Raw genomic sequence first — 20587 nt, 5'->3', positions numbered from 1 at the left:
ACGAGAGCTTCACGCTCCCTTCCAAGGCCCTTTACATGGTGGAGAGTTCGCATTCAGGCGCGCAGCCTAACAGCGACTCGCCACACATGGTCACGTTCGCACCAACTGCCGTGCCCGTCACGACGGACGGGGCAGCAGAACCGGTCACATCCGGTCAACCGAAGGCCGTCCGACGCCCGTGGGCCGGGCCGGCCGCTCGCGCTCCCGGCCGTGCGGCGCTACGGAAGCACCGGGCGCAGGACCTCGGCCACCCGGGCCTTGAGCACCTCACCGTGGACGAGCGGGACGAGCGGGCCCCCGCGCTCGAGCGCGACACCGAGGTCCGCGAGCACGTACAGGGCCCGCAGGGTGCGGACGGTGTTGGAGGCCCAGACCGGCATCGGCCCGCGCCCGTACGGGGCGAGGGCCTCGGCGACCGGCGCCAGCCAGGCCGTCGACCGCTCCGGGGCCAGGTCGGGGCGGGTCTGGACGAGGGCCACGGCCCGGGCGAGCCGGTCGTCCTCCCGCTCCGCGAACAGGTACTCCGTCGGTGCGAGCAGGCGCACGGCCGCGAGCGCGAACAGCGGCTCCGGGTCGAACTCGGGCCGCAGACCGAAGGCCCCCAGCAGGTCCGCGCCGTGCGCCACGGCGTGCAGCCAGCCGAGCTTGTCGTCACGGCCCCGCAGGTCCGCCTCCGAGCGGTACCAGGCGGCGAACGCGTCGAACCACTCGGCCCTGAGCACCCCCCGGCCCACGATCATCCTCAGCACGAGCGGCGCGAACGTCCTCGCCTCGATCCGCGGATCGGTGAAGCGCTCCGCCATCAGGTCCCCGAGCGCCAGGCACCGCTCGCCGTCGATCACCCCGCTCCGTATCCAGGCGTCCAGCACGGCGTACGGGTACCCGTCCCTGACCTCCGGGTCCGGGTCCCCCAGGGCCTCCGCCAGCTCCGCCGTCAGGTCGTCCAGCCCGCGCCCCGGAGGAAGCGCACCGTCCTTCTCGTAGATCTCACGCCAGTCCGTCATCCGCGGATCGTACCGACCGCGGGCAGGGCCTCCCACCTGGTTTGTTTCCCCGTGGGACGCCGGCCCGACCACCCCCGCGTCCGCCGTCCGCCCTCAGCGGCCGACCTCCCGCAGCCGGAAGTCCTCGACCGTCTCCCGCCGGATCAGCAGCCGCGCCCGGCCGTCCCGCACCGCGACCACGGCCGGACGGCCGACCAGGTTGTAGCCGGAGGCCATGGACAGCTGGTAGGCGCCGGCCGCCGGCACCGCCAGCAGGTCGCCCGGGCGCAGGTCGGCGGGCAGCGCGGCGTCCCGCACCAGGACGTCCCCGGCCTCGCAGTGCCGGCCGACCACGTCGACCCGCGCCCGCCCCGCCTCCGAGCGGCGGCCGACCAGCCGCACCGTGTACGGCGATCCGTAGAGGGCCGGGCGCGGGTTGTCGCTCATCCCGCCGTCCACCGCGACGAAGCAGCGGCCGCCTGCCGAGTGCTTCACCGACAGCACCCGGTAGACCGCCACGGCGGCCGGTCCGGCGATCGCGCGGCCTGGCTCGACGATCAGCCGGGGCACCTCCAGCCCGGCCTCGGCGCAGCGCACCGCCAGCCGGTCGGTCACCCGGACGGCGAACTCGGCGAGGTCCAACTCCTCGTCCCCGTCCAGGTAGCGGATGCCGTGGCCGCCGCCGAGGTCCAGCTCGGGCAGGTCGACGCCGTGCCGCTCCCGGGTCTGCGCGAGCAGCCGCACCAGCGCGTCCACCGCCTCCAGGTACGGCTCGACCGCGGTGATCTGCGAGCCCAGGTGGCAGTGCAGGCCGGACAGTTCGAGCCCCGGCTGGTCGAGCACCCGGGCGATCGCGTCCGCCGCGTCGCCGCCCTCGACGGGGAAGCCGAACTTCTGCCCGCCGACCCCGGTGCGCACCGCCACGTGGTGCCCGGCGGCGATCCCCGGGACGACCCGGACCAGCACCTTCTGCGGGGTGTCGGCGGCCACCAGGGCGGCCAGCCGGGCGATCTCGGCCGGGCCGTCGATGACGATCCGGCCGACCCTCAGCCGCCGGGCCAGCCGCAGCTCCTCCGGGGACTTGGCGTTGCCGTGCAGCAGGATCCGCTGCGCCGGGAAGCCCGCCGAGACCGCCAGCCACAGCTCGCCCGAGGAGCAGACGTCCAGGCCCAGCCCCTCCTGCTCGGCCCAGTCGGCCATCGCGCTGCACAGGAAGGCCTTGGCCGCGTACAGCACCTCGGCGTGCGGCAGCGCCCGGCGGTAGGCCCGGGCCCGCCTGCGGACCTCGGCCTCGTCCAGCACGTACAGCGGGGTGCCGAACCTCTCGGCGGCCTCGGCCAGGCCCACCCCGCCGACCAGCAGATCGGCTCCCCGGCCGGGCCGCGCGGAGGCGGGCCAGGGGCCGCCGAGGCCGTCGGCGGGGGCGCTGGGGGCGGGGGCGCCGGGGACGGGCGGGGAGACGAGCTGGGTCATGGCGGCTGCTCCTGTGGTGACGGGGCGAAATGAGCGGCGGGTCGGTCCTCGGGGGGCCTCGGTCAGTCCTCGTAGTGCATCGCGAACCGGCAGTGCGCCGGGCGCCCCCGCTCCGGGGCGGCGGCCGGGGCGGCGAGCGGGCCGGGCTCCGGTGCCTCCGGCGGCCCGGGGCGCTCCCGGCGCCGCGCGGGCGGCAGCGGCCGGACCGTCCGCGGCAGTGGTTCGTCGGCGGCGACGAGGGCGGTGACAGTGCTCATGGCGGGGTCCCTTCACCCGGCGGCCCGTACGGCCGTACCCCTCCAGTGGAGCCCCGCCGCGGGCCGGCCGCGCCCCTCCTTGACACAGGGCGTACGACCCGGTGGCCGTTCTTGACACCTTCCTGACAGGGGCCCGGCGGCGGTGCCAGGAAGGCGTCAGGGACGGCCGCCGCACCGCCGGTCCTCTGTCAGGAGCGGCTTGCCGGGCCGGCGCGGCGCCCGAGCCGCGCCGAGGCGGGGCCGAGCGGGCGGCCGAGGGGCCCGGGCGGCCCGTCAGCACGCCGTCAAGATGGGCGCGACCTGCGTCATGGGGGTGTCAGCAGCGGTACGGAGGCAGCCGTTCCGGGGTTGACTGGAGCGTCCGAAGCAAGGAGTGCCGAACCGGCGGGGCCCGATGGAGCGTGCCGCCGGAAGAGACGGAGGCGACCGCCGTGACCGGGACCACCCGAGTGATCGTCGGCCTGAGCGGATCACTGAGCAGTCTGGCCGCGCTCTACCACGCCGTCGGCGAGGCCGCCCGGCAGCAGGCCGTGCTGGTGCCCGTCGCGGCCTGGAGCTCGCACGGGCGGGACGGCCTGCGCCCGCCCACCGAACCGGAGCACGCCGCCCGCCGCCGCCTCGACGTCGCCTTCGAGCAGGCCTACGGCGGCTACCCGTCCGACCTGGTCATCCATCCGCTGGTGGTCCACGGCGAGCCCGGCCCCGCGCTCGTCGGCGCCGTCACCGGCCCGCAGGACCTGCTCGTCCTCGGCGCCGCCACCCGCCGCCGCCTGGACCGCCTGCGGCACGGCTCCGTCGCCCGCCACTGCCGCCACCGGGCGGGCTGCCGGGTGGTCGAGGTCTCGCCCTCCGCCCTCCTCACCCGCCTGGAGCTCCCGGCCCGCACCGGCGCCCCGCTCCCGCTGCCGGCGCGCTGACGGGCCGGCAGCAGGGCTCGACCACGCGGTTCGACGACAGGACTCGACGACAGGACTCGACGGCAGGACTCGGCGGCGGGATCCCGACGCCGGGATCCCGACAGCAGGATCGGACGACGGCCCGCAGCGCCGGCCGGGGCGGACCCGGGCCGGCGCTGCGGGCCGTTCGGGCTCCGAGCAGGAACCGTCCGCACCAGGAACAGCAGTCGTCCGCACCCGGAGCAGCCGCCCCGGCACCGTCGGACACACCGCTCCCGCCCCTGGGCCCCACGACTTCGACAAGCCTGTCGAAGTTGGCATGCCCGGGCTATGCTGAGCCGGAGCCCACCCGCAGCCCGGGCCCCTCGCCCCGTCGACGAACGCACCGCCAGGCGCGCCCGACCGGAAGGAGGTGCGATCCGCAACCTCCGCCGGGCGGCCAACCGGCCGCCCGCAGCGACTTCTTGACGGTTCGTCAATTCCCGTCCGCGATTTCACCGCCCGGACCGTGGCGCGTGCCCCGCGCCACCCGCCGCCCGTTGTACGGAAGGTGAATCGCCGCGCCCGCCCGAAACCCCCGGCCGCCCCGCCGAGGAAGAGGTTCCGCATGACGACGTCCCGGACCCACCCGCGCCCCGCCGAAGCCGCCGTGCTGCTCACCGTGCTCGGCCTGCTCGTCCTGGAGGAGATCGCCCTGGCCATGGCCGAGGAGGAGGACCGCCCCGTCATCGGCGGCATCCTGATCGGCGCCTCCGGCACCGGTCTGCTGGTCGTCGGCGCGGTGCTGTTCAGCCGCTGGATCGACCTCCGCCGCCCGCTCCCGCTGCCCCCGCCCGGCCCCAACGGCCGCGAGTACAGCGCCCGCGCCCTCGAAGGCTTCCCGATGGAGGCCGTCCGCCCCCTGCTGCTGTCCGCCGACGCGCCCCAGCTCGGCCACCTCTACTCCGCCTGGATGCTCGCCCGCGCCGGCCGCCCCGCGCCCTGGATCGCCCGCCGCCTGGCCATCCCCCCGGACGCCGCCCAGCTCCTGGTCGACGCCGCCCGCGCGGCGGGACTCGATCAGCGCCGCTGACCACCGGGCGCCGCGGCCGCCTGTGCCACCAGGTACGGCACCAGCCCGCGCTCCGCCAGCGCCGAGCGCCAGGCGTTCCGCGCCAGCACCAACTCCCCCGGCCCGTCCGCCGCTTCCCCGGCCTCCGCCCCCTTCGACCGGGCCGCCCCCAGCAGCCCCAGCCCGCCCACCAGCAGACCCACCGCGCCCGCCCCGGCCGCCACCCACCCGGCGTCCACCAGCGCACCCGCCAGCACCTCCAGGTCCTCGACCAGCCCCAGGACGGAGCCCAGCACCAGGAAGACCACCGCCGCCGTCACCGCGATGATCGGCACGACCACCCCCAGCACGCCCCACCAGCCCGACGCCCGCTCCCGCGCGGGCGCGTCCACCGGAAGCCGCGCCACCGCGTCGGCGTCCGCCCGCAGCGCCGCGTACCGCTCGTACTCCGGCGCCGCCGCGGCCAGCACGAACTCCGCGTTCTCCCGCGCCGTCCGCCGCAACCGCTCCACTCCCCGGGCCTCCTCCCCCCGGGCCCGCAACGCGGCCCGCACCTGCGGATCCGCCAGGGCCCGCCCGAGCTCCGTCTCGAAGTCCGCCCGATCCTGCTGCGGCAGCCGAAGCGGCCTGTCCATGCTCGTCCCCGATCGTCACCCGTGTTGTTCTACAGAACTGTAGAACAACACCGCCGTCCGCAGCAGCCCTGTTCACGGACGGATTCGCCGGCTCCGGCGGGGTCTGCCGGGGGATGCGGGCGAGGGGTGGGACGCGGGGTGGGCGCGTCAGGCGCAAGGAGGCGGCGGGTGAGCCGCCCGTCCCGCTCGGCGGCGGCCCCCGGGCCCGCGTCTGCGCAACCGTCCACAAGCGGAACCGGGCGAAACCATGGCGCCGCCGGGCCGCCCGTGCCAGCCTGTTCGAGGCCTCGGGGGCGGTGGTCCGGAACGGACCGGGCCGCCCGCCCGGCCTTCCTGCACTGTCGACCGGGACGGGAGTACGGAATGCGCATCACGATCGGACGGCGCACCGCCGGCATCGCGGCGGTGGCCGTGATGACGGCCGGCGCGGTGGCCATGGCCACCGGGAACGCCTACGCCGCGGGGCCGGGCGGGGCGGAGGCGTGCCCCAACGGCAGCGTCTGCCTGTACTACAACTCACCGGGAGCCGGCTGGGGATCGTTCGACAACTTCTCGCCGAACCAGAACCTCGACCTGCACAACTACACCTTCGCCCGCTACGGGAACGGCTCCGGCTACGGGGTGACGATGTACCAGAACGCCGCCTCGATCGTGAACAACACCGGCCACACGGTGTACGTCAGCAAGATCAGCGACGGCCTCTGGGTCCCCTTCGACAACGGGTACGCGGGCTCGCTCAACGCCGCCGCGAACAACGACGCGCGCCCGTACTCCTGACGCCCCGCTCGGCACCCCCGAAGGGCCCCGCACCAGGCGGGGCCCTTCGGCGGCTCCGCGGTCCACCGCCCGGCGGGCGCAGGCCGCGGAGCCGCCCGGGTCAGCCCCGGATCGCGACCAGCTGGCTGGACCCGTCCGGCAGGGCCGCGATCGCGGCGCGCTGGGCCGGGAAGGTGCTGGACCCGTACGGGCCCTGGACGGCACCGAAGCCGCTCCAACCGCCGTCGGAGAAGCGGGTCTCGTGGTAGACGTTGCCGTCGCCGCCGATCACCGCCACCTGCGCCGAGCCGTCGCCCATCCCGGCGATGCCGACCGTGCGCGCGGGCATGGTCGGGGTCCGGACGCCGGGCAGCGCGGCGAAGCCGCTCCAACTGCCGTTGGCGAACCGGCTCTCGTGGTAGACGTTGCTGTCGCCACCGATCGCCAGCACCTGGGAGGAGCCGTCCGGCAGGCCCGCGATGGCGACCCTGGAGGCGGCCATGGTCGGCGTGCCGACACCCGGCAGCGGGGCGAAGCCGGACCAGGTGCCGTCGGAGAAGCGGCTCTCGTGGTAGACGTTGCCGTCGTTGCCGATCGCCAGCACCTGCACCGAGCCGTCCGGCAGCGCGGCGACGGCGACGTCCGAGGCGGCCATGGCCGGCGTACCGACACCCGGCAGCGGGGCGAAGCCGGACCAACTGCCGTCGGAGAAACGGATCCTGTGGTAGACGTTGCCGTCGTTGCCGATCGCCACCAGCTGCGAGGAGCCGTCCGCCATGCCCGCGATGCCCGCCCGGCGGGCCGACATGGTCGCCGTGCCGACGCCGTTGAGGGCCGAGAAGCCGCTGAGCGTGCCGGTGGCGGACCGGGTGGCGTGGTACAGGTTGCCGTCGAGGCCGACGCCCACCTGCTGCGAGGAGCCGTCCGGCAGGCCGGTGACGGCGGCCTCGGAGCCCTTGAACACGCCGGCGCCGCCGACCCCCGGCATCACCGCGAAGCCCGGCCAGGCCCCGGAGCTCTGCCGGACGCCGAGGAAGAACTGGGAGGACTGGGACGGCGGGGTGCCGGTGAGCTGGACGTCGAGGTAGTCCTGGTCGATGCCGATCGTGACGTTGCCCCAGGTCTCGTTGCCCGGCGAGGCGTACTGGTGGGCGCGCTGGTGGTTGGACCAGTAGCCGGCCGGGATGTACGGGTCGCTGGTGTCGGCCACGCCGTTCCAGTTGGCCGCGAAGACGACGTCGGGCATGGCGTAGGCGCTGTTGCCCGCGTTGGCCACCAGGTCCTTCATCCCGGAGGAGGAGCTGCTGTAGACACCGGAGTTGTAGCCCCAGGCGTGCAGCTCGTTGGTCCACGCGGTGAGGAAGGCGAGCACCGCGCCGGTGTACTGCGGGGCGTAGCTCTCCATGTCGTAGTAGAGCACCGCGCCGGCGCCGAAGCCGAGGGCCTGGGCCTGCTTCACCGCGTCGTCGGCGGCGTCGGCCCCCTCCGTGGCGGGGTACCTGATCTGGCCGGCCTGGACGCCCACGTACAGCGGCATGAAGTGCCACCCGTTGGCGCTCTGCTGCTGGACCCAGCCCGCCGTCAGGTTCGGCTGGCTGCAGGCCCGGTTCGACCCGCCGATGTAGATGCCGACCGCCTGGTAGGGCGAGTTGGCCCGCCAGGCGTTCATCGCGCCGCTGGACGGTGCGGTGCAGGCGTCGAAGCCCTTGCCGGTGTGGTTGGTGACGGAGGCGGGGAGGGCGGCCGGCGCGGCGGCGGCCCTCGGCTGCGCCGCCGGGGCGGTGGCCGTCGCCCGGGGAGCGGCGGCCGGGCCCGTGCGGCGGGCGGGCGACGCGACGGCCAGGCCGGCGCCCGTGACGATCCCCTGGACCAGGCGCTGGTCGGTGTCGTACGTACCGGTCACCGCGACGGTGCCGTCGGTGGCGCGGAGCACGCGGGAGACCGGCTCGGACTCCGCCGCGGCCGGCGCGGCCCCGGCGGCGGGCTCCACGAGCAGCGCCTCGGTGCGGCCCACCAGCCGGGGCGGGCACTCCTGCTGGTCCCCGGGGTGCCCCAGGTAGACGGCGTGCTGGTCGAACCGCACGCAGGCGCGCGGGTCCGCGGCCAGGTCGACCACCGGCCAGCTCGCCGGGACGTGGAACACGCGGCCCTGGTACGACACGGCCCTGGTGTCCGGGGCCGGCGCCTTGGCAGGCGCTGCGGACGGTGTCGCGGACGGCGCCGCGGCCTGCGCCGAGCCGGCGGCGGCGAGCGGCACCGCGACCGCGGCGGCGGCCGCGACCACGGATCGTAGGAATACGGATATGCGGGGCTTCACCCGGTGATCTCCTGACATGACGAAAGGCGGTACGCCACGACGACGGACCGCCTTCCCCCGCCTCGATCACCTTTCGGCCCCCGGGACAGCCGTCGGACGGCGCGTCATCCCGGCTGGTAGAAGGTATAGATGAAAGGCCCTCCAGCGGAAGCCGGGGCCTGCCCCGACCGCCCCGCCCCGCCCCGGGCACCGGGCCAGGGGCCGGCGGCGGGCGGGCCGAGCACCGCCGCCGGCCGCCCCGGCGGCCGGCTCAGCCGCGCTGCACGGTGAGCCGGTCCACGGCCGTGCCGTCCTCGGTGAGCGAGCGCAGCTCCAGGCGGGCGGGCCGGCCCGCGGCGGCGGGGGTGACGTCGACGGCGACCAGGCAGTAGCCGGTGTACCGGACCCTGGACCAGGTGACCTTGACGGTCTGGTTGTGGCCGCTCCGGTCGGCGACCACCATCGGGACCGGCTTGTCGTTGGCCGTCTCGTGCCCGAGGTAGGTGTCGGCGACCGGGAAGGAGTAGAGCCCGCCGCCCCCGCCGCCCGCGACGACGTAGGTGGTGCCGTCCTTCCTCGGGTCGACGGTGTCGCCCGAGGCGGCCTTGCGGGTGGCCTTGCCGGCCCGGATCGGGTCCGTCCGCTCGTAGACGTGGTTGTGGCCGCTGAGCACCAGGTCCACCTGGTACTTGTCGAACAGCGGGGCCCAGTCCTGCTGCGCGCCGAGTTCGGCCCCGTTGTCGTGGCAGGTGGAGTACGTGCACTGGTGGAGGTAGACGACGATGAAGTCGATGCCGGTGTCGGCGCGGAGCGCGGCGAGCTGGCTCTCCAGCCACTTCTTCTGCTTGCCCTTGGTGTGGTCGAGGTTGGCCGGGGTGTTGTAGCAGACGTCGTTGCCGTCGAGGCTGATCAGGCCGACGTTCTGGTACCGCCAGGAGTAGATGCCGGTGGACTGGCTCCAGGCGTTGTCGGGCGTGGTGAACCGGGCCCGCATGCCCCCGTAGCCGTCGCCCCCGTACCAGGGCTCCATCTCGTGGTTGCCGATCGCCGGCATCCACGGGGTCCGGGAGGCGACGGGGTCGTTCTGCACGAAGAAGGAGTCCCACAGCCGGGCGTCGTACGCGTCGCTGGTCTTGCCGCTGCCGCCGGCGTTGGCGTAGGAGAGGTCGCCCATGTGGAGGTGGAAGGCGGGGTCCAGGCCGGCGATGAGGTTTCCGGTGGCGGCCGCGTTGTACCCGATGCCCTGGTCGCCGAAGGCGGTGAAGGTGAACCCTCCGCCGCGGCCGGGGGCGGGTGCGGTGCGGAAGCTCGCCACGTCGCCGAGGCGGGCGCCCTGGCCGGCCGGGTCGTAGCCCTGGTGGCCGACGACGTAGTAGTAGGTGGTGTCCGGGACCAGCTGGTCCAGCCGCGCGTGCAGGTAGTACTGGGTGACGGTGGTGGGCTTGACCAGGGGCTGGTCCTCGACGGGGTGCTGCCAGGACAGCTTGCTGACCAGGGTGCGGACCTCGGCGGCGACCGGGGAGCCGAAGTCGCCGGGCTGGACGCCGATCCGGACGAACGGCGCGGTCACCGCGTCCGGCACCTGCCAGGAGACGACGACCTGCTGGGACGGGTCGGCCCCGTAGGCGAGGTGCCGGCCGAAGGGGCGCAGCGCGGAGCCGGCGGTGCGCTCGCCACGGGCCGCGGGGACGGTCGGGGTGGCGGGGAGGGTCGCCGCCCCGGGCGCCGGGACGGTCGGGGTGGCGAGGGCGGTCGGGAGCGGGGCGGCCAGGGCGGTGCCCGGCAGCAGCAGGCCGCCGGCCGCGAGGGCCGCACCGCCCGCCGCGCCGGCTCGGAGGAGGTCACGCCGGGAGTGCCATGGGGTCTCGGTCTCGGACATGACATAAAGTTAGGAAACTTCCCTAACCTTTGACAAGAGGCCCGTCACCCTCGGTTGTTCCGTTCGATTCCCCTTCACCGGGAGGCAGTTGGCGCGACCGCCGGGCTCCGCCCGGGGCGCGGCCCGCCCCCTGGTCGGCCGGGCGGCGGGCAGGCCGCAGGAGGCGGGCGGTTCGGCCCGGGGACGGCGTGTCGCCGCCGTGGCCGCCGGCCCGGCCGGTCTCCCGCGGAGCCGGCAGGGCCCCGCGCCCCGGGCGGCGGGGGTGACGGCCGATCGGCCGCGGGCCACCGGGGTGCTCCCGGGCCGCCGTGCGGGTGACCCCCTGCTCGTGTCGGCGCCGGAACACCCCGTCCGGCGTGCATGGGTGGGAGTGCGCCGTCCGCGGACGGCGCGGGTCCTTGTCCCCGAGTCTGAGAGCCGCCCATGCCTGCCACCGCCCGTCTGCGCCGCATCGTCCCGACCGCGCTCTGCGCCCTGTCCGTGGCCCTCGCCGCCCCCGCGGCCCACGCCGCGCCACCGGGCCGGGGCACCGGCTCCGACCCCGGGAAGGCGGACGGCGGCTCCTACGACTGGGACCGCGTGGCAGCCTGCGAGAGCAGCGGCAACTGGCGCATCAACACCGGCAACGGCTACTACGGCGGCCTCCAGTTCGACCAGCCCACCTGGCGGGAGAACGGCGGCCTCGACTACGCCCCGCGCGCCGACCTCGCCAGCCGCGAGCAGCAGATCGCCGTCGCCCAGCACCTCGCCGACCGCCGCGGCCTCTCCCCCTGGCCGGTCTGCGGCGCCCGGGCCGCCCGCGGCCAGGGCCGCGGGTCCGTCCAGCCGCCTCCGAGCACCGCCCACACCCCGGGCGCGCCGGAGGACGGCACCTGGACCGTCCGGAGGTACGACACCCTCGCCGACCTCGCCGAGGCCCTGGACGTCCCCGGCGGCTGGCCCGCGCTCTACGAGCTCAACCGCGCCGCCGTCGGCGAGGACCCGGACCTCATCGAGCCCGGCCTGGTCCTCGAACTCCCCTCCTGACCCCCGACGGGCACGCCCCGGCCCGGCCGCTCCCGACGGGCGGCCGGGCCGGGGCGTGCCCGGGTGGATCAGCCGACGTGCACCCGCGGACGGCGCGAGCGGTCCGGCTCGGCCTCGCGCAGCACCTCCCGGGTGACCGGGGCGACCTCGCCCTGCCCGAACAGGAAGAACCGCAGGAACTGCGCGAAGGGGCTGCCCTCCGTCCACTCGAAGTACAGGTGCGGCTGCTGCCCGGTGCGGTCCCGGATGTTCAGCGCCAGCGCGGCCAGCGCGTTCGGGATGCTGGAGCTCTCCAGGGTGAGCACCCGGTAGCGGCCGTGCAGCACCTCGCCGCGGACGCTCAGTTCGGCCTCGAAGTCGGAGGCGTCGCGGACGGTCACCTCGACGAAGACCAGGTCGTCCTCGCCGGGGATGTCGTTGTCGGCGCGGATCTGGTGGATCTTGTCGCGGTACTCCGCGAGGTCCCGGCGGTTCGGCTCGTTGGCGATCAGCCGCAGCGGCCGGTGCGCGTAGTCCCTGATGAAACGTTCCGCCACATCGTCCAGGGCCACGCTGGTGACGCGCAGCTCGAAGGCGCGGCGCAGCCGGGAGAGCAGCGAGACGAGGATGATCCCGGCGATGAAGCAGGCGCCGATCTTCAGGCCGTCCGGCCGCTCCAGCACGTTCAGCACGGTGGTGTAGAGGAAGATCGCCGCGATCACCGCGAAGGCGACGGTCCAGCCGCGCTCGCGCTTGCGGTACGCCGCGATGGTCACCGCGATGGCGGCCGAGCTGATCAGCACCAGCACCCCGGTCGCGTAGGCGCCGCCCTGGGCGTCCACGTTGGCGTCGAAGATCCAGGTGACCAGGAAGCCGACCAGGGTCAGCACGATCACCATCGGCCGCACCGCGCGCGCCCAGTGCGGGGCCATGCCGTAGCGCGGCAGGTAGCGGGGCAGCAGGTTGAGCATGCCCGCCATGGCGGAGGCGCCGGCGAACCAGAGGATCGCGATGGTGGAGAGGTCGTAGACGCTGCCGAACGCGCCGCCCAGGTACTCGTGGGCCAGGTAGGCCAGGGCGCGGCCGTTGGCCTCGCCGCCGGTCCTGAACTGGTCGGCCGGGATGAGCAGCGTGGTGATGAAGCTGGTGGCGATCAGGAAGCAGCTCATGATCACGGCGGCGGTGGTCAGCAGCTTGCGGGTGCCGCGGATCCGGCCGGCCGGGGCGGCCTCGGTGTCGGTCGGGTCGCCCTTGATGTGCGGCATCACGGCGACGCCGGTCTCGAAGCCGGACAGGCCGAGCGCGAGCTTCGGGAAGGTCACCAGGGCCACGCCGACCATGACGACCGGGTTGCCGTGCTGGGCGGTCAGCGCGTCCGTCCAGTCGGTGACGACGTGCGGCGCCTCGACGATCTTCCAGAGGCCGACGGCCACCACGACCACGTTCAGCAGCAGGTACGTCCCGACCAGGAAGACCGCCAGGCCGATCGCCTCGCTGAAGCCCTTGAGGAAGACCGCGCCGAGCAGGGCCACCAGGACCAGGGTGATCAGCACCTGCCTGCCGCCGAGGAAGCCGGTCAGGTGCGGGTTCTCCACCAGGTGGGCGCTCGCGTCGGCGGCGGAGAGCGTGATGGTGATCAGGAAGTCCGTGGCCGCGAAGCCGAGCAGCGCGAGGACGAACAGCTTGCCCTTCCAGAACGACAGCAGCCGCTCCAGCATCGCGATCGACCCCTCGCCGTGCGGGCTCTCCTTGGCCACCCGGCGGTAGACCGGCAGGGCGCCCAGCAGGGTGACCACCACCAGCACGATCGTGGCGATCGGCGACAGCACGCCCGCGGCGAGGGCGGCGATGCCCGGCTGGTAGCCGAGCGTCGAGAAGTAGTCCAGGCCGGTCAGGCACATCACCCGCCACCAGCGCTGGCCCGCCTGCCCGCCGTGCGCGGCGGAGTCCCCCGCCGCCGCGCCCCCGCCCGGCGCCCCGGGGGCGTCCTCCGCGGCGGGCTTCTCCGCGGTCACGTCCTCCAGCAGCCAGTTGCGGAGGCGTATTCGCGCCGACGGCGCGTCCGACTCCGCCGTCCCCGTCGAACCCGACGAAACCACCTTGCACCTCTTGTTTAAAGACCCCGTAAAAACGCCGTCGGGCGACGGCAGGGCGACACGCTATGCGACGGGCGCCGGGGTTCCGCCACCGGCCCGCGTTAAGAAAACGTCATGGCCCCGCAGGTCGGCGCGGCCGGCACACCGGGGCGGGCCGGGTTCCGGGGCGCACGGACCCCGGACCGTCCGAGCGGTCCGGGGTCCGGTGGGCAAGAAACCCGGGGTACTTTTCGCGGGGGGGGGGGGGGAGCCCCGGTGTCAGGCCCGGTAGCCGAGGACGGTCATCATGCCCGTCTCCGCGTGGTAGACGTTGTGGCAGTGCACCATCCACAGGCCCGGGTTGTCGGCGTCGAAGTCGACGGCCAGGGTCGTGCCCGGCAGCACGATCGCGGTGTCCTTGCGCGGGCCGTCCCCGGGCAGCGCGAAGCTGTGCCCGTGCAGGTGGACGGGGTGCCACATGGCGGTGCTGTTGCGGAACTCCAGCCGCACCCGCTCCCCCGCCGCCACCGGGTGGCGCTGCGCCGGGTCGTACCGGCGGCCGTCGAAGGCCCAGTCGGCCCGCGCCATCCCGCCGGTGAGCTCCAGCCTCACCGTGCGGTCCGGCGCCCGGGCGGGCAGCCGGACCTCCGGGGCGGCCTTCAGCTGCCCGGCGGTGAGCAGCCGCCCGTCCAGCTCCGCGGGGCGGACGGCGGCGTCGGGTGCGGCGCCGCCGCCGGTGCGCAGCACCGCCAGGGCGGTGGCGTTCTTGCCTTCGGCCAGCGCCGTCAGCGGGAAGGCGCCGTCCTTCGCGGTGACCAGCACGTCGTAGCGCTCGCCCATGCCGAGCAGCAGCGCCTGGGTGGTGGCCGGCTCGACCGGGAAGCCGTCGGTGTGGGTGACGGTCAGCTCGTGGCCGCCGAGGGCGACCCGGTAGGCGGTGTCGCCGCCCGCGTTGACCAGCCGGATCCGGATCCGATCCCCCGGCTTGGCGGTGAAGGTCTCCGGCGCGCCGGCGAGCCTGCCGTTCACCAGGTGGAACGGGTACGCCACGTCCCCCGCGTCACCGCCCAGCAGCGGGCTCCGGGCGCCCATCAGCATCCGGGACGGGCCGGTGGCGCCCGCGCGGCCGCCGCTACCGGACGCCGCCGCGTCGTGGCCGGGCATCGCGGACATGTCGTGCCCGGAGCCGCCCGGGGCGCCGCCCGCGTGGTCCATCGCACCCATGCCCCGGGCGAGTTCGGCGAGGACGGCGTCCGGGGTGCTGCCGTCGACGCCGTCCACCCAGTCGTCCAGGACGACGACCCACTCCCGGTCGTAGGCGAGCGGCTCCTTCGGGTCCTCCACGATCAGCGGGGCGTACAGGCCGCGGTCCTGCTGGACGCCGGAGTGCGGGTGGAACCAGTAGGTGCCCGGGTGGCCGAGCGCGAAGCGGTACTCGAAGGAGGCGCCGGGCCTGACGTCGGCCTGGGTCACGCCCGGCACACCGTCCATGTCGTTGCGCAGCGCGAGGCCGTGCCAGTGCAGCGAGGTGGCCTGCGGCAGGTGGTTGGCGAGGGTGACGGCGAGCGTGTCGCCGAGGGTGGCCCGCACCTCCCGGCCGGGCAGGCGGTCGCCGTACGCCCAGCTGCGGACGGTGCGGCCGCCGAGGTCGAGGGTGGTCTCGGTGGCGGTGAGCGCGACCCTGCGCTCCGGGCCGGGGTTGCGCCGGGCCTCGGCGGCGGCGACCTCGGGGCCGTTCGGGGCGAGGTAGCCGGCCGGGGTGGCGCCCGGGGTGGACGGGGCGGCGGACGGGCCGTTCGGGGCTCCGGTGGAGCCGTGGTCCATCGAGCCGTGGTCCATGCCCTTCATGGGGCCGGAGGAACAGGCGGCGAGCAGGCCGGTCCCGGCGGCGGCGAGCGCGGCGCCGAGGACGGTACGACGGGTGGGTGTGCGCATGGCGGAGTGCACCTCGTGCGGGTGTTGGGTGGGCAGGACGGCGCGTCGGCCGTTCCGTGCGCGGGCGCTGCGGGGCGCACGCGGGCACGCGGACGTGCGACAGGGCACGTGGACGTACGGCGGGCGCTCCCGATCGGGCGCGGGCAGGGGACGGCGGGCGCGCGCCTACTGACGCAGCACCGAAAGCCGGGTGAGGAGTGTCCGTCCGCCCCCGGGCGGGGGCAGCGCGCGCACGGCCCGCAGCAGCCGGGCCCGCAGTTCGGCGGCGGCGTCGCCGCCGCGGCGCAGCAGCGGGCCGGCGAGCAGCAGCACCACGGCCCAGCCGGCCAGGACGGCGAGGCAGACCGCCATCGGGTCCGTGCCGCCGGGGTCGGCAGGGTCGGCCGCGGTGGCGGCGGGGGCGGCGGCGGCCATGGGTTCGACGGCCGCGCCGTGGTGCACGGCGCCCGGTCCGTACGGCGCGGCGGCGTGCGCCGCCGGCCCCCGGTTCCCGCCGTGCCCGCCGCCCGGGTGGCCGAGCGTGTGCATGGTGACGATGCCGAGCAGCAGCGCGGCAAGCAGCAGCAGGCGCGGCACCCGGGGCGCCGACGGACCGGACGGCCACGACCGCACCATCCCCGCCTCCCGTCCACCGTCGCCCACTCGTACCCCCACAGGGTATCCCGACCCACCCGGCACACCGCCAGGGCCCCGAGCGGCGCCGGCCGTCCACATCGCGGGATGATCCGTGGTCGGTACCTGACAGCTTCCGCCTGACCGAAACCTGCCAAGGCGGCTCCCCCGCAGCTCATCCGGGGTCGGCGCGCCCTGCCGGTCCTGGCCCGAAGCGGCCACGCGCTTGGTGTCACCCCTGAAACCGTGTGAGCGTGCGGGGCCCGTGCGAATCTTGGGACCGCCGAGGCCGCGGACGACCCGTGAGCGGCCCGAAACCCCCGACGATCCGGAGGACTTCCCCATGCCCACCTCCGCGCGTTCCGGCGGCTCCGCCCGCCGGACCACGACCGCGCTCCCCACCGCGCCGGCCGCCCCGCTCGCCGCCGTGCCGCTCACCTGGGCCGCCCCGGCCGCGGCGGGCGACGGCTTCTCCTGGGGCTGACCGGCCGGCTCCCCCAACGCTCCCGGGACTCGCGGTGCACCTCGTCGGCGTGCTGCTGACCGCCGCCGCGGCCGGTCCGACGGACACCCGGCCGACCGCCGGGGCCGTCCGGTCGGCCCTGGACGCCGTGACGTCCGCCCGCGACGGCGTCGAGCACCTCCACGTCCACATCACCCCCCGGGGCGTGCGGTTGACCTTCTACCTGGCCGACTGCGACCTGATCGACGCCGTCGGCCGCGCCATCGCGATCACCCACCGCGCCCTCGCGACCGCCCACCGGGCGGCCGCCGGCCCGACGGCGCTCGCCCGGTTCACCGTCGCGGACTTCAACGTGCTCGGCCGGCCCTCCGGCCCGCCGCACGACGCCCGCTGACGTCCGCCCCCTCCCACACCCCTTCCCCCGCCTCCCCTTCCGCACCACACCGCGGCCGCCCCACGGCGACGGCGCCCCCACGGCCGTCGCCGCCCCGGCCCGCCCCCTCCTGAAGTCGCTCGACCGTCATCGGAGACTCATGCGCATCACATCCGTCGGCCATGCCGGCCTGCTCGTGGAGACCAGCGCCGGGCGCATCCTGTGCGACCCCTGGTTCAACCCCGCGTTCTTCGCCTCGTGGTTCCCCTTCCCCGACAACGAGGCGATGGACACGGCCCAGCTGCACACCGCGGAGTACCTGTACGTCTCCCACCTCCACCACGACCACTTCGACGCCGAGTGGCTGCGGACCCGGATGTCCAAGGACACCGTGGTCCTGCTGCCGGACTACCCGGTCCGCGACCTGCGGACCGCCCTGGAGGACCTCGGCTTCCGCCACTTCGTCCAGACCCGGGACCTCGAACCGACGACGCTGGACGGCGGCGTGCGGGTGATGGTCAACGCCCTCACCTCGCCGACCGACGGGCCGATCGGCGACTCCGCGATCCTGATCGACGACAACGGCACCAGGATCCTCAACCAGAACGACGCCCGCCCCGTCGACGAGCCCCGGATCAGGGCCTTCGGGCCGCTCGCCGGGCACTTCCTCCAGTACTCCGGGGCGATCTGGTACCCGATGGTGTACGACTTCCCCGCCCGGATGAAGCAGACCGTCGGCCGCCGCAAGCGCCGCAACGGCATGGCCCGCGCGCTCAACTACGTGGAGCAGTACGGCGCCGAGCACGTCTTCCCGTTCGCCGGGCCGCCCTGCTTCCTGGACGAGGAGCTCTTCCACCTGAACGACCTGGCCCGGGACGACGCCAACATCTTCCCCGACCAGTGGGTCTTCCTCGACTTCCTGCGCGAGCACGGGGTGACCAACACCCACCTCCTGCTGCCGGGCACCGTCGCCGAGTTGGGCCCGGACCGCAGCTGCCGGCTGGAGCAGGTCGACGAGCGGACGGTCGCCCGGATCCGCGACGACCGCACCGGCTACCTGCGCGACTACCAGGGCCGCCGGGCCGAGCGGATCAGCGCGGAGAAGGCCGCCTGGCCGACCGGCCGCACCGACCTGCTGACGGCCCTGCGGGAGTGGGTGGAGCCGCTGCTGCGGTTCGCCGACCACACCTGCGCGGGCATCAACGGCCGGATCCTGGTCGAGGTGGTGGACCCGGCGGGAGCGGGCGCGGCCGCGCCCGCCGAGCAGATCCTGTTCGACTTCCTGGAGCGCCGGGTGGCCCGCTGGGCCGGCGAGGAGTGCCGCTACCGCTTCGAGCTGCCCCGCCCGCTGGTCGAGCGGATGGTCGCCGAGCGCTGCCCCGACTGGGCCAACGAGCTGTTCCTGTCCTGCCGGTTCAAGGCCGCCCGCAAGGGCCCCTTCAACGAGTTCGTGACCACCTTCTTCGCCTCCCTCTCGACCGAGCGGATGGCCTATGTCGAGGGCTACTACGCGGAGTTGAGCCAGACCGAGGAGCGCGCCCGGGCCGGCGACTACGTCGTCCAGCGGCTCTGCCCGCACCTCAAGGCCGACCTGGTCCGGTTCGGCTCCCACCGGGACGGCGTCCTCACCTGCCGGCTGCACGACTGGGAGTTCGACATGGCCACCGGCCGCTGCCTGACCAGTGACGACCGGAAGATCATCAGCGAGGCGCGGGTGCGTGCCTCCGACGACGACCCGGACCTGCCCGAGATCCCCGCGGCCTGAACAGGACTGACATGCCCCTTCCCCTGGTGTCGGTGGTCATCCCGCTCTACAACGACGCCCGCACGCTGCCCGCCTGCCTGGACGCGGTGACCGCCCAGACCTACCCCAACCTCGAGATCGTCGTGGTCGACGACGCCAGCACCGACGACTCCGCCCTCGTCGCGGAGAAGTACCCCTGCCGGCTGGTCCGCCAGGAGCGCAACGCGGGCCCGGCCGAGACCCGCAACCGCGGCGCCCGGGAGGCCCGCGGCGAGATCGTGTTCTTCCTGGACGCCGACGTCGGCCTCTCCCCGACCTCGGTCGCCGCCGCGGTGGAGCGGCTCACCGCCGACCCCGGGATCGGGTCGGTGTGCGGCATCACCGCCAAGGAGCCGCTGCTGCCGACCACCCGGGTCGGCGACTACCGGATCCTCCAGTCCTACTACTGGCGGATCAGCTCCGAAGGCACCGTCACCCCCTGGTTCTCGGCGCTGGCGGCCATCCGCCGCTCGCTGTTCCTGGACTCCGGCGGGCTGAACCCGGCCCTGCGCCAGACCGAGGAGATCGACTTCGGCGTCCGGCTGTCGGCCACCCACCGGATCGAGCTCAGCTCCGCGCTGGTCGGGCGGCACAACGACGAGGAGCAGCTGTCCGGGCTGGTCCGCAAGCTGTTCCGGCGGGCCCGCCTGCGGGTGCCGCTCTACGTCGACCACCGGGGCTTCATGCGCGGCTTCGAGACCCGCTCCCGGGCCGTCGCCGCGCTCGCCGCGGCCGGCGCGGTGGCCTCGCTCCCGCTGGCGCTGGTGTCCCGCCGGACCCTGCCGGCCACCGCCGCCCTGGCGGCCGGCGCCGTGCTCGCCGACCGCGGCTTCCACGGCTTCCTGGTGCGCGAGCGCGGCCTGCCGACGGCGGTCGCGTACACCGCCCTGCACTTCGCCGCGGGCACCGCGGTGACCGCGGGCGCGGCGGTCGGGGCCGGCCAGTGGCTGCTCAGCCCGCGGTTCCGCCGGCTGTACCGGCGCCCGGCGGCGGCCGCGCTCCCCACCCCGCCGGCAGGCCGCCCGTGACCGCCGAGCACCCCGGGCCCCCGTACCCGGCCCGCCCCCAGCGCGTCCTGCTCACCGGCGCGGCCGGCTTCCTCGGCAGCGCCCTGGTCCGCAGGCTCGGCGACTCGCCCGCCCACCGGGTGGTCGCCCTCGACCGCCGCCCGCTGCCGCCCGGGCTCGCCGCCCTGCCCTCCGTGGAGGCGGTGCTCGGCGACGTCCGGGACCGCACGCTGCTCGGCCGGCTGGCCGCCGAGGCGGACGTGGTGGTGCACGGCGCCGCCGCGCTGCCGAGCCACCCGGCGGCCGAGATCCGCTCGGTGGACGTGGACGGCACCCGCACCGTCCTGGACGCCGCCCGGCAGGCCGGCACCGACCGGGTGCTGCACATCTCCTCCACCGCCGTGTACGGCCTGCCCGAGCGCACGCCGACCCCGGAGTCGCACCCGCTCGTGGCGGTCGACCCGTACAACGCGGCGAAGATCGCGGCCGAGCGGATCTGCGCCGACCACCGCGAGCGGGGCATGTGCGTACCCGTCCTGCGCCCGAAGACCTTCATCGGCCCGGGCCGCCTCGGCGTGTTCGCGATGCTCTTCGACTGGGCGCTGGACGGCCGGGGCTTCCCCGTCCTCGGCGGCGGCCACACCCTCAACCAGATGCTGGACGTCGAGGACCTGTGCGACCTGGTCGTCGCGATGCTCACCATGCCGGGCGAGCGGATCAACCGGGAGTTCAACGTCGGCGCGGCGGAGTACGGCTCGTTCCGCGAGGACTGCCAGGTCGTCCTGGACCTCGCCGGGCACGGCAAGCGGGTCGTCCCGCTGCCGCTCGGCCCGGCCAGGGCGGCGCTGCGGGCACTGGCCGCGCTGCGGCTGTCCCCGGTCTACGGCCGCCTCGTCCAGAAGCTCACCCGGGACTCCTGCGTCGACATCACCGACGCCCGCGAGGTGCTCGGTTTCACCCCCCGCCACTCCAACGCGACCGCCATCGAGCGCAGCTTCACCTGGTACCGCGCGAACCGGTCCGCGGTGGCCGGCACCACCGGCCGGACGCACTCCGACCGCTGGCGCGAAGGTGCCCTGCGCACGGTCAAGGTCCTGTTCTGACAGCA

18 protein-coding genes are annotated in these 20587 nt (G+C 75.2%); 9 read left to right on the top strand and 9 right to left on the bottom strand.

Annotation, left to right across the window (positions count from 1 at the left end):
- Window positions 1-218: 218 nt before the first annotated feature.
- The 3 genes from ACH5AR_RS28345 to ACH5AR_RS28335 all read right to left on the bottom strand — a co-directional run bounded on the left by ACH5AR_RS28345 (window position 219) and on the right by ACH5AR_RS28335 (window position 2713).
- Window positions 219-1004, bottom strand: coding sequence for a DUF2785 domain-containing protein (locus ACH5AR_RS28345; protein ID WP_396304362.1), 786 nt, complete (start codon window positions 1002-1004; stop codon window positions 219-221).
- Between the two features lie 93 nt (window positions 1005-1097).
- A complete protein-coding gene (gene lysA / locus ACH5AR_RS28340) occupies window positions 1098-2456 on the bottom strand; it encodes a diaminopimelate decarboxylase (protein WP_396304361.1) in 1359 nt (452 codons plus the stop codon).
- A 62-nt stretch (window positions 2457-2518) separates the two neighbouring features.
- The gene (locus ACH5AR_RS28335) at window positions 2519-2713 is read right to left on the bottom strand and encodes a hypothetical protein (RefSeq protein WP_396304360.1); all 195 of its coding nucleotides are present in this window, start codon (window positions 2711-2713) and stop codon (window positions 2519-2521) included.
- A gap of 431 nt (window positions 2714-3144) precedes the next feature.
- Between ACH5AR_RS28335 and ACH5AR_RS28330 the strand changes: the two genes are divergently transcribed.
- Entirely contained in the window at window positions 3145-3630 is a 486-nt protein-coding gene (locus ACH5AR_RS28330; RefSeq protein WP_396304359.1) for a universal stress protein, read from the top strand.
- A 586-nt stretch (window positions 3631-4216) separates the two neighbouring features.
- Window positions 4217-4681, top strand: a complete 465-nt coding sequence (locus tag ACH5AR_RS28325) for a hypothetical protein (protein WP_396304358.1) — start codon at window positions 4217-4219, stop codon at window positions 4679-4681.
- On the opposite strand, the gene ACH5AR_RS28320 is transcribed toward ACH5AR_RS28325, so the two are convergent.
- Window positions 4669-5295: a hypothetical protein gene (locus ACH5AR_RS28320; RefSeq protein WP_396304357.1), complete on the bottom strand. Its 627-nt coding sequence runs from the start codon at window positions 5293-5295 to the stop codon at window positions 4669-4671. The two genes, ACH5AR_RS28325 and ACH5AR_RS28320, sit on opposite strands and share 13 nt — an antisense overlap.
- 363 nt (window positions 5296-5658) lie before the next feature.
- Between ACH5AR_RS28320 and ACH5AR_RS28315 the strand changes: the two genes are divergently transcribed.
- A complete protein-coding gene (locus tag ACH5AR_RS28315) occupies window positions 5659-6072 on the top strand; it encodes a peptidase inhibitor family I36 protein (RefSeq protein WP_396304356.1) in 414 nt (137 codons plus the stop codon).
- Between the two features lie 100 nt (window positions 6073-6172).
- On the opposite strand, the gene ACH5AR_RS28310 is transcribed toward ACH5AR_RS28315, so the two are convergent.
- Together ACH5AR_RS28310 and ACH5AR_RS28305 are read right to left on the bottom strand one after the other, a co-directional pair.
- Window positions 6173-8335, bottom strand: a complete 2163-nt coding sequence (locus tag ACH5AR_RS28310; protein ID WP_396304355.1) for a glycoside hydrolase domain-containing protein — start codon at window positions 8333-8335, stop codon at window positions 6173-6175.
- A gap of 283 nt (window positions 8336-8618) precedes the next feature.
- Window positions 8619-10226, bottom strand: a complete 1608-nt coding sequence (locus tag ACH5AR_RS28305; RefSeq protein WP_396304354.1) for a purple acid phosphatase family protein — start codon at window positions 10224-10226, stop codon at window positions 8619-8621.
- A gap of 423 nt (window positions 10227-10649) precedes the next feature.
- Between ACH5AR_RS28305 and ACH5AR_RS28300 the strand changes: the two genes are divergently transcribed.
- Window positions 10650-11252, top strand: coding sequence for a transglycosylase family protein (locus ACH5AR_RS28300; protein WP_396304353.1), 603 nt, complete (start codon window positions 10650-10652; stop codon window positions 11250-11252).
- A 68-nt stretch (window positions 11253-11320) separates the two neighbouring features.
- Here ACH5AR_RS28300 and ACH5AR_RS28295 read toward each other — a convergent pair whose 3' ends face one another.
- The 3 genes from ACH5AR_RS28295 to ACH5AR_RS28285 form a co-directional block, all read right to left on the bottom strand.
- Entirely contained in the window at window positions 11321-13330 is a 2010-nt protein-coding gene (locus ACH5AR_RS28295) for an amino acid transporter (protein ID WP_396304352.1), read from the bottom strand.
- 255 nt (window positions 13331-13585) lie between these two features.
- Window positions 13586-15241, bottom strand: a complete 1656-nt coding sequence (locus ACH5AR_RS28290) for a multicopper oxidase family protein (protein ID WP_396304351.1) — start codon at window positions 15239-15241, stop codon at window positions 13586-13588.
- 165 nt (window positions 15242-15406) lie between these two features.
- Window positions 15407-15856: a hypothetical protein gene (locus ACH5AR_RS28285; RefSeq protein ID WP_396304350.1), complete on the bottom strand. Its 450-nt coding sequence runs from the start codon at window positions 15854-15856 to the stop codon at window positions 15407-15409.
- A gap of 340 nt (window positions 15857-16196) precedes the next feature.
- On the opposite strand from ACH5AR_RS28285, the gene ACH5AR_RS28280 reads away from it, so the two are divergent.
- The 5 genes from ACH5AR_RS28280 (at window position 16197) to ACH5AR_RS28260 (ending at window position 20582) form a co-directional block, all read left to right on the top strand.
- Window positions 16197-16337 carry a hypothetical protein gene (locus ACH5AR_RS28280; RefSeq protein WP_396304349.1) on the top strand — a complete coding sequence of 47 codons (141 nt, stop codon included), beginning with the start codon at window positions 16197-16199 and terminating at the stop codon, window positions 16335-16337.
- Between the two features lie 34 nt (window positions 16338-16371).
- Window positions 16372-16710 carry a hypothetical protein gene (locus ACH5AR_RS28275; protein ID WP_396304348.1) on the top strand — a complete coding sequence of 113 codons (339 nt, stop codon included), beginning with the start codon at window positions 16372-16374 and terminating at the stop codon, window positions 16708-16710.
- 139 nt (window positions 16711-16849) lie between these two features.
- Window positions 16850-18454, top strand: a complete 1605-nt coding sequence (locus ACH5AR_RS28270) for a Rieske 2Fe-2S domain-containing protein (protein ID WP_396304347.1) — start codon at window positions 16850-16852, stop codon at window positions 18452-18454.
- Window positions 18455-18465: 11 nt separating this feature from the next.
- Window positions 18466-19500, top strand: coding sequence for a glycosyltransferase family A protein (locus ACH5AR_RS28265; RefSeq protein WP_396304346.1), 1035 nt, complete (start codon window positions 18466-18468; stop codon window positions 19498-19500).
- Window positions 19497-20582, top strand: coding sequence for an NAD-dependent epimerase/dehydratase family protein (locus ACH5AR_RS28260; protein ID WP_396304345.1), 1086 nt, complete (start codon window positions 19497-19499; stop codon window positions 20580-20582). The genes ACH5AR_RS28265 and ACH5AR_RS28260 overlap by 4 nt, the downstream gene beginning before the upstream one ends.
- The last annotated feature ends 5 nt before the right edge of the window (window positions 20583-20587 follow it).

It is taken from the genome of Kitasatospora sp. NPDC018619, from assembly GCF_044391605.1.
GTDB lineage: Bacteria > Actinomycetota > Actinomycetes > Streptomycetales > Streptomycetaceae > Kitasatospora.
This window is presented reverse-complemented; position numbering and strand designations above follow the sequence as displayed.

Coding starts and splice junctions, on each gene's coding strand:
- ACH5AR_RS28345 (WP_396304362.1), bottom strand. CDS start 1,004: ATGACGGACTGGCGTGAGATCTACGAGAAGGACGGTGCGCTTCCTCCG.
- lysA (WP_396304361.1), bottom strand. CDS start 2,456: ATGACCCAGCTCGTCTCCCCGCCCGTCCCCGGCGCCCCCGCCCCCAGC.
- ACH5AR_RS28335 (WP_396304360.1), bottom strand. CDS start 2,713: ATGAGCACTGTCACCGCCCTCGTCGCCGCCGACGAACCACTGCCGCGG.
- ACH5AR_RS28325 (WP_396304358.1), top strand. CDS start 4,217: ATGACGACGTCCCGGACCCACCCGCGCCCCGCCGAAGCCGCCGTGCTG.
- ACH5AR_RS28320 (WP_396304357.1), bottom strand. CDS start 5,295: ATGGACAGGCCGCTTCGGCTGCCGCAGCAGGATCGGGCGGACTTCGAG.
- ACH5AR_RS28315 (WP_396304356.1), top strand. CDS start 5,659: ATGCGCATCACGATCGGACGGCGCACCGCCGGCATCGCGGCGGTGGCC.
- ACH5AR_RS28305 (WP_396304354.1), bottom strand. CDS start 10,226: ATGTCCGAGACCGAGACCCCATGGCACTCCCGGCGTGACCTCCTCCGA.
- ACH5AR_RS28300 (WP_396304353.1), top strand. CDS start 10,650: ATGCCTGCCACCGCCCGTCTGCGCCGCATCGTCCCGACCGCGCTCTGC.
- ACH5AR_RS28290 (WP_396304351.1), bottom strand. CDS start 15,241: ATGCGCACACCCACCCGTCGTACCGTCCTCGGCGCCGCGCTCGCCGCC.
- ACH5AR_RS28285 (WP_396304350.1), bottom strand. CDS start 15,856: ATGGTGCGGTCGTGGCCGTCCGGTCCGTCGGCGCCCCGGGTGCCGCGC.
- ACH5AR_RS28280 (WP_396304349.1), top strand. CDS start 16,197: ATGCCCACCTCCGCGCGTTCCGGCGGCTCCGCCCGCCGGACCACGACC.
- ACH5AR_RS28270 (WP_396304347.1), top strand. CDS start 16,850: ATGCGCATCACATCCGTCGGCCATGCCGGCCTGCTCGTGGAGACCAGC.
- ACH5AR_RS28265 (WP_396304346.1), top strand. CDS start 18,466: ATGCCCCTTCCCCTGGTGTCGGTGGTCATCCCGCTCTACAACGACGCC.